At 61.9% G+C, this 7,067-nt stretch carries 6 protein-coding genes, 1 tRNA gene, 2 rRNA genes and 2 pseudogenes; 7 read left to right on the top strand and 4 right to left on the bottom strand.

Annotation, left to right across the window (positions count from 1 at the left end):
• Positions 1 to 114 (top strand): 23S ribosomal RNA (locus tag N1F91_RS30640); the annotation flags it as partial.
• A 79-nt stretch (positions 115 to 193) separates the two neighbouring features.
• Here the strand turns inward: N1F91_RS30640 and N1F91_RS30635 are convergent.
• Positions 194 to 355, bottom strand: coding sequence for a hypothetical protein (locus tag N1F91_RS30635; RefSeq protein WP_289997699.1), 162 nt, complete (start codon positions 353 to 355; stop codon positions 194 to 196).
• Positions 356 to 411: 56 nt separating this feature from the next.
• On the opposite strand from N1F91_RS30635, the gene rrf reads away from it, so the two are divergent.
• Both rrf and N1F91_RS30625 read left to right on the top strand, forming a co-directional pair.
• Positions 412 to 526: ribosomal RNA gene (rrf, locus tag N1F91_RS30630) — 5S ribosomal RNA — on the top strand.
• A gap of 201 nt (positions 527 to 727) precedes the next feature.
• A tRNA-Met gene (locus N1F91_RS30625) sits at positions 728 to 804 on the top strand.
• A gap of 23 nt (positions 805 to 827) precedes the next feature.
• Here the strand turns inward: N1F91_RS30625 and N1F91_RS30620 are convergent.
• Complete coding sequence (locus N1F91_RS30620; RefSeq protein WP_289997698.1) at positions 828 to 1,547, bottom strand: transposase; 720 nt, start codon at positions 1,545 to 1,547, stop codon at positions 828 to 830.
• A gap of 84 nt (positions 1,548 to 1,631) precedes the next feature.
• On the opposite strand from N1F91_RS30620, the pseudogene N1F91_RS30615 reads away from it, so the two are divergent.
• Positions 1,632 to 1,938: pseudogene (locus N1F91_RS30615) on the top strand (transposase); the annotation flags it as partial.
• Between the two features lie 125 nt (positions 1,939 to 2,063).
• Positions 2,064 to 3,407, top strand: a complete 1,344-nt coding sequence (locus N1F91_RS30610; RefSeq protein ID WP_289997697.1) for an IS1380 family transposase — start codon at positions 2,064 to 2,066, stop codon at positions 3,405 to 3,407.
• A 153-nt stretch (positions 3,408 to 3,560) separates the two neighbouring features.
• On the opposite strand, the gene N1F91_RS30605 is transcribed toward N1F91_RS30610, so the two are convergent.
• Positions 3,561 to 4,253, bottom strand: a complete 693-nt coding sequence (locus N1F91_RS30605; protein WP_289997696.1) for a hypothetical protein — start codon at positions 4,251 to 4,253, stop codon at positions 3,561 to 3,563.
• A 282-nt stretch (positions 4,254 to 4,535) separates the two neighbouring features.
• On the opposite strand from N1F91_RS30605, the gene N1F91_RS30600 reads away from it, so the two are divergent.
• Together N1F91_RS30600 and N1F91_RS30595 are read left to right on the top strand one after the other, a co-directional pair.
• Positions 4,536 to 5,561 (top strand): porin, encoded by a 1,026-nt coding sequence (locus tag N1F91_RS30600; protein WP_289997695.1) that lies wholly within the window; start codon positions 4,536 to 4,538, stop codon positions 5,559 to 5,561.
• Between the two features lie 201 nt (positions 5,562 to 5,762).
• Positions 5,763 to 6,479, top strand: a pseudogene (locus N1F91_RS30595) (IS630 family transposase); the annotation flags it as partial.
• A 49-nt stretch (positions 6,480 to 6,528) separates the two neighbouring features.
• Here N1F91_RS30595 and N1F91_RS30590 read toward each other — a convergent pair.
• Positions 6,529 to 6,942, bottom strand: a complete 414-nt coding sequence (locus N1F91_RS30590; protein WP_289997700.1) for a UPF0149 family protein — start codon at positions 6,940 to 6,942, stop codon at positions 6,529 to 6,531.
• Positions 6,943 to 7,067 lie beyond the last annotated feature (125 nt).

Raw genomic sequence — 7,067 nt, 5'->3', positions numbered from 1 at the left:
AAAACGAGTATTCCCTATCAGAGCCGTGGAAGACGACCACGTTGATAGGCCGGGTGTGGAAGTGCGGCAACGCATGAAGCTTACCGGTACTAATAGCTCGATTGGCTTGATCATTCTCATTACGAATGCCCATCTGAACGTCCTCACGGATGAGCGCGGCCTTCGGCCGCTATCCTCCGGACAGGGCGCGCCATCAGGCGCGGCGGCCGGTCGGCCTTGCGGGCTTCGCCCGAATGTCGTTCTGCATCGTCGTGGTGATGGACTGGAAACGCAGCCCAAGGGCTGCGACCTGCGCGGAAAAGACGAGAGAGACGGAAAGCAGATCGGCGTCCGGGCTTGTTGCCCTGTTCGCCATTCGCTATTCGCCACTCCCTCCCCAGCTTCTCGATCAAAGATTGTGCGCTTCGTCGACCTGGTGGTTATGGCGGGGTGGCTGCACCCGTTCCCATTCCGAACACGGCCGTGAAACGCCCCAGCGCTGATGGTACTTCGTCTCAAGACGCGGGAGAGTAGGTCGCTGCCAGGTCTACAAAACGCACAATCAAAAGCTTCTCATCACGTTGTTCGGCCAATGCCGGATGCCGGGCCGGCCCTCCGAACCCTCGGAGCCGGCCCGCATCCGTTATGGCCGCCAACAAACACCGGGCACACGCCCGAAACCAGACCGGCGCAACCGCCGCAAACGCCAGGACCAACCGGACCCCGGCAACAAACCAAAACACCCTGACGCGGGGTGGAGCAGCCCGGTAGCTCGTCAGGCTCATAACCTGAAGGTCGCAGGTTCAAATCCTGCCCCCGCAACCAAAATCACACGCATGATCAAACGCTTAAGCGCCGCCCTCCGGGGCGGCGCTTTCGTTTCCACCACCCGTGGAAGCACTGTGGAAGCAAGAGGGGGAGAAGTCCTTCAAATCGCTTCGTAAAGCGGGGCCTACGATCAAATGCGCTTCGTCGTGCCATCCCCTGCGCAAACTCACAGATCGAAGACGTCGCGCACCTGCTGTCTGATCTTCGCGGAGTCGATCGCTCCGTCGAGGCGGTTCAGCGAGCATGTCCGGAGCAGCAAAGAGGTTTGTGTAGCGCCGCGCGATCTCCGAATACTTAGAGGATGTGTATGCTCTGAGGTCCGACGGTTGTCCCTGCACGAACAGGACGACGCCGTCGACCTGGCGGGTCAGTGCGGTGTAGATCAACTCCCTTGCCGCGGGCGCATCACTCTTGCGAGCCCCACCATGATCGAGCTGCCGTTCCTCGTCGGCGACCATGACCGGCACGAACTGCACGGCGGCCTTCGTCGCCGCCGCCGCTTTCGCCCTCCCAAACCCCACTTGCCGTCGCCAGATCGTCAGAAGTCCCCGATTGACCCCCAAACGCCGCGCAACAGAGGAGATGTTGGCGCCGGGCTCCGAGTTCGCGGCCACAATCCGCGCCTTCTCTGCCGGCGTCCAGCTACGCCGTCGCCGGCGGCCCGTGATCACCTCTACCCGGCGATAATCACTGCCTTCATGCCTGACTTGAAGTCTGGCATCAGCGTCGTCCAAGCCCATCCAATCGCACTCCTCACCTGAAAGACGGCAAGTCTCGCCAGCGCATAGCCGCTTCGCAAGTTGGGGTGCTCGTGACGCTCACGCATCCACGAAGAGCTCTACGTGAGATGCCGCGAGGCAATGGGTCGCGAGGCGAGCCCGACAGCAGCGATCATCGACAGCCAGAGCGTCAAGAGCGCCGAAAAAGGGGGCCTCGATCGATCCGAGCGGGGATGTTGCGGGGAAAAAGATCAAGGGCAAGAAGCGTAATATCCTCGCCGACACGGTAGGTCTTGTGCTGCACGCGCTGGTGCATCCGGCCGACATCCAGGACCGCGACGGCGGCATTCTGGTGCTGCGGACGCTGTTCGGGCGATACCCGTTCGTGAAGAAACTGTTTGCAGATGGCGGCTAACCCGTCTTATTCACGAGGGTGCTTTGCCGGTGGCGGCGGATGTGGCCTAAGCGATTGATGCAGCGTAGGATTCGGTTGTCGAAGCCAACCCTGCTGACTGCATCGAACGAGCAACGCCCGCCATGACCGACGATATGTTGCTGCCGTTTTCATTTCCAGCCATTGCACGCAAGAAGATCACGGCCGCGTTCGATGGCGGCCGGATCACCTCGGATGGCGGTGTCATGCTGCTGGCCGCAGCCGAACGGCGCCTGCAACTGGCCGACAGGCTTGCCGCAGTGATCCTTGATCCTCGCGATCCAGCCCGGGTCACGCACGGCATGGCCGACATTGTTCGCGCCCGCATCCTGGCGATCGCCTGTGGCTACGAGGACGCCAATGATCTCGACCGGCTGCGTAACGATCCGGCCTTCAAGCTCGCCTGCGGGCGTCTGCCCGATACCGGACTGGACCTGTGCTCGCAGCCGACGCTGTCGCGAACCGAGAACCTGCCGGACCTCAGGACGGTCATCCGGCTTTCCAATGTGCTGGTCGATCTCTGGCTGCAAAGCTATCAGGCGCCGCCCGCGAGCGTGACACTCGACATCGACGACACGGTCGATGTCGTGCACGGCCATCAGCAGCTGTCGCTGTTCAATGCCCACTACGACGAGCGCTGCTTCCTGCCGATCCATATCTACGACACCGCGACGGGGCGCCCGGTGGCGATGATCCTGCGTCCGGGAAAGACCCCGGCGGGCCGGGAGATCCGTGGCCATGTCCGGCGTCTGCTGCGGCGCATCCGCGCCCGCTGGCCGACCACCCGCATCCTGATCCGTGGCGACGGCCACTATGGCCGGCCCGAGGTCATGGAGTGGTGCGAGCAGAACGGCGTCGACTACGTCTTCGGGCAGCCCGGCAATCGCGTCCTCAACCGCCTTGTCGATGAAGCCTCCGATGATATCCGGACCCGGCGGGCACTGGACCAGAAGCCCGCTCTGCGCGGCTATGCCGAGACCCGATACCAGGCAAAGTCCTGGACCATCGAACGCCGCGTCTGCGCCCGCATCGAGGCCACCACCCTGGGCCTCGACATCCGCTTCGTCGTCACCAACCTCACGCAAGGATCGGCCGAGCGCATCTATGACGTGATCTACTGTGCCCGCGGCCAGGCCGAGAACCTGATCAAGATGCACAAGAGCCAGCTCGCCTCCGACCGCACCAGTTGCAGATCACCGATCGCCAACCAGGTCCGTCTCGTGCTCCACACCGCCGCCTACTGGCTGATGCTCACCCTGCGCGAGGCGGTGCCCGCCGGCCATCATCTTGGCAAAGCCGAGTTCGCCACGCTGCGGCTGAGACTTCTCAAGCTCGGCGCCCGCGTCACGGAAACCGTCTCGCGCATCCGCCTGGCATTTGGCGCCGCCTGTCCCGAGGCAAGTCTGTTCCGTTCCACCGCCGCGACGCTGCAGCCGGCAGGACCGTGAGCCGACCCGGGCGGAACGCCCCCGCAACCAAGCCCCGTCAACCTCCAGCGCGTTCTACAAGTCCAGACCAACCCGCGGTGAAACAGACGCCTCGACCGCGCGCGTATCATCGACCGGCGTCATCCGCGAAAGCGAACTCATGAATAAGACGGGCTAATCATCGGCCTTATCTCGTTTCAACGCATTCATAACGAGAGATGTTTCCCCGGCCGATAATTTCTCAATTGGTGCACAATGCTCGATCAAAGGGTTTGGCTTCAGCAACCAGTGCCAAGCTGCGCGCGCATCCGTGAACGACTGCACAACCTCGGCGATTCCATTTTCGGGGCGTCCATCAACAAACTGTCGAAGCGGGAAAACAGGTTTCTTGCTGGTTCGCGTATTTAGCCATACGACCTCGTTCCGCTTCTGCCATCTGTAGAGGGTGGAGCGAGGTATCCCAAAGTATCTTTCGATCATCGTAGGGCCTGCAACAGGGCCAGCCCAATCGTCCGCTACGAGCAATGGATTCAGGGACGGAGGCGCGACGGCCGAAATCTTCTTGATACGCGCACGAACATCTTTTTTTGAATCTCTTACAATTTGCTCTACAAACTCTGTGCCATACTCAACAATATCGTCCCCAAGCGTCTTCAGGGCGCGATGGGTCGATTGGGTCTGGGACAGGAGTTGCGAGGCAATCACTGCTGTAAGTTCGGATATCACGTCGACGGCACCTGGGGCTGCCGTCGGATCTTGCTCGCGGAGCGCCCTGTGTATCGTGGATCGCAGGGTCGCTTCGACCGCCTCACGGCGGTTTATCTTGATTCGGTGTCGTGCGCGCGAAAATTTTCTTGCATCTGCCATCGATATGCGCTCATCGAATCAATCTGTTTTCCCAGACGTTACCTGCTGTTTAACCGAACAGCCAGCTGTGTGGCAGATCGGCAACGCTCAACGTTTTCCGAGCGTGTTGTGCCCGGCAGGGCACGCAAAATCGATTGCGCTCCGCTTGCGAACTCGTAGTCTGGTCCTCGGAAAAGGGGGCGCATAAACGCATCTTTTTCGGAAAAGGGGATGGGGCAGTCCACGCTGTCCTTCAGCCAGAATACCCAGACCCACTTTGAAACTATGACTGGAGGTCAGAAAATGAACATCAATAGCCTGCTTCTCGGCTCGGCTGCGGCACTTATCGCAGTAACCGGCGCTCGCGCTGCCGACGCCATCGTCATCGCCGAGCCGGAGCCGGTCGAATACGTCCGCGTCTGCGACGCATTCGGTACCGGGTTCTTTTACATTCCCGGCACCGAAACCTGCCTGCGCTTCGACGGCTATGTTCGCATGCAGATCGGCACCAATGATGTAAGCGAAGCTTGGACGTTCAACACCCGCGCCCGCCTCAATGTCGATGCGCGTTCGGACACGGAGTGGGGTACGTTGCGTGCTTTCATGCGCGTGCAGGGGGACACCACTGAGAATGCTGATGCCGATTACCGTATGGACCAGGCGATCGTTCAGCTCGGCGGATTCTATGTTGGTTATACCGAGTCTGCCTTTGCTGCCCCGTGGGGCCTGCCGGGCATATCGCGCTTCGGCATTATCCCGACCGACGGCGGCGGTGTCTATGCCTATCAGCAGCGCCAGCAGATCGGCTACACCTTCTCGGGCGGCAACGGCGTGTTCGGCTCGATCGTCCTCGAGGACGACACTCAGGCCGGCGAAGGCTACATGCCTGACGTGGTCGGCGTCCTCGGCGTCAGTCAGGGCTGGGGCGGCGTCTGGGGCAAGGTTGCCTACGACGAGTCGGCTGAAGAGTGGGCTGGCCTGATCGGCATGCAGTACAACATCCCGAACATGGCGGGCTCCAACATCCGCGCTGGCGTGTTCTACGCATCTGATGCGAACGCATACGCTCTCAGCATGCCGATTTCCACGCAGGCTGTCGAGTGGTCGGTCGCTGGTGCCTACACCCACTCGTTCAACGCCCAGTGGACTGCGACGATTGGCGGCCAGTACTTCGAAGACTTCACTGGCGACAACGCCTGGCTGGTGCAGGGTGCGGTCGTCTGGGTTCCGGTCACCAACTTCGAGGTTCGCCTCGAGGGTACTTATTCCGACGAGGAATTCTGGGGCGATACCACCAGCGGCTTCCTTCGCTTCACGCGCTACTTCTAATCGATCTATCGGTTAGTTCCTGCCCGCGTCCCTCACGGGGCGCGGGCAGGCACATTTGTGCAACGGTAAGGGGCGCGCTGCTTTCTGGCTAAGGCGGCGATTTAGTTTTGCAGCTTACACGCCTCTCCTTTTTGGTCTCGCCCAGTGCATTGACACATTTCAAGGATTCACATCGGCGGCAGGACATGTGAGTCTTGCACGATGGCTCAGACATCGTGCGTGCTCCTCACAACCGACGACCGCCAGCGCCTCGCGGCGATCATCGGTGACCGCAGCCGTCCTTTGAAACATGTTCAACGGGCGCGGATCATTCTTCACTCGGCGGACCGGCTTCCCGTTCTCGAAGTCGCCAGGCGCGCGGGTGCCAGCCGGCCGGCGGTCTGGCGTTGGCAGCAGCGTTTCGCCGAAGAAGGCATCGACGATCTTCTCCGGGACAAGACCCGTGCGCCGGGCAAGCCACCGGTGCCGAAGGAAACGGTGGCGAGGGTGCTGGCCATCACCTGCTCGGAACAGCCGGGAGAGGTCACGCACTGGACCGGACGCGCGGTCGCAAGGATCGTCGGACTGTCCCTGCGCACCATCTAGCGGATCTGGGAGACTCATCGTTTGCAGCCGCATCGCATACGCACCTTCAAGCGATCGAGCGATCCTGCTTTCGCCGAGAAGGTCGAGGACATCGTCGGCCTCTACATGAACCCGCCGGCGCACGCCGTCGTCCTCTCCATCGATGAGAAGAGCCAGATCCAGGCGCTGAGCCGAACCCGGCCCGGCACGCTCGTCGGGCCAGGCAGGCCCGCCACCATGACCCACGACTACAAGCGCCATGGGACGACCACGCTCTTTGCGGCACTCGACATCCTCGACGGCAGCGTCATCGGCCGCTGCATGCAGCGCCACCGGCACCAGGAGTTCATCCGTAAGCGCGATCAGCGCCACACGGTTTTTCCGAGTTGACAGGATCGCCCGCTCACCAGCGAGCCGCCTTGACGCGGTTCGGCATGAAGTGCGATCGGATTGCTACAACGGCCCTGGCGATGGCAGCGACGCCTGCTTCATCGAGCCGCGGATCCGCCGTGGTCGCTTCACGGATCGGGGCAATGATGTCACCGGTGCTGGGGGGGCCGTGGAGAACGGGGCGCCAGAGCCTTTGGGCGGAGCCGGTGGCGAGCAGGAAGGCAGTGGACCACGCGAAGGCGTCGAACGTTCCGTCCTTGCGTCGCGCAAGGCGCGGACGCCATGTCTGCGGCGTTTCCGCAAGCCCGGTCGAGATGCGGTTGTAGTTGGCAGCCAGCGTCTGAACCGCGAGCGCCTCGATTGTACCTTCGGGCTCCATCATCGCCTGCTCACCGGCAACCAAACCAATCCAGCGGCGCGGGTCGATGAATCGTGAGCGTCACGAGCACCCCAACTTGCGAAGCGGCTATGCGCTGGCGAGACTTGCCGTCTTTCAGGTGAGGAGTGCGATTGGATGGGCTTGGACGACGCTGATGCCAGACTTCAAGTCAG

It is taken from the genome of Aquibium sp. ELW1220, assembly GCF_030398385.1.
Taxonomy (GTDB): domain Bacteria; phylum Pseudomonadota; class Alphaproteobacteria; order Rhizobiales; family Rhizobiaceae; genus Aquibium.
This window is presented reverse-complemented; position numbering and strand designations above follow the sequence as displayed.

Bases quoted from the DNA above. Each gene is read 5' to 3' on its own strand.
- N1F91_RS30610 (WP_289997697.1), top strand. From the start codon at position 2,064: ATGACCGACGATATGTTGCTGCCGTTTTCATTTCCAGCCATTGCACGC.
- N1F91_RS30620 (WP_289997698.1), bottom strand. From the start codon at position 1,547: ATGGGCTTGGACGACGCTGATGCCAGACTTCAAGTCAGGCATGAAGGC.
- N1F91_RS30605 (WP_289997696.1), bottom strand. From the start codon at position 4,253: ATGGCAGATGCAAGAAAATTTTCGCGCGCACGACACCGAATCAAGATA.
- N1F91_RS30600 (WP_289997695.1), top strand. From the start codon at position 4,536: ATGAACATCAATAGCCTGCTTCTCGGCTCGGCTGCGGCACTTATCGCA.
- N1F91_RS30635 (WP_289997699.1), bottom strand. From the start codon at position 355: ATGGCGAACAGGGCAACAAGCCCGGACGCCGATCTGCTTTCCGTCTCT.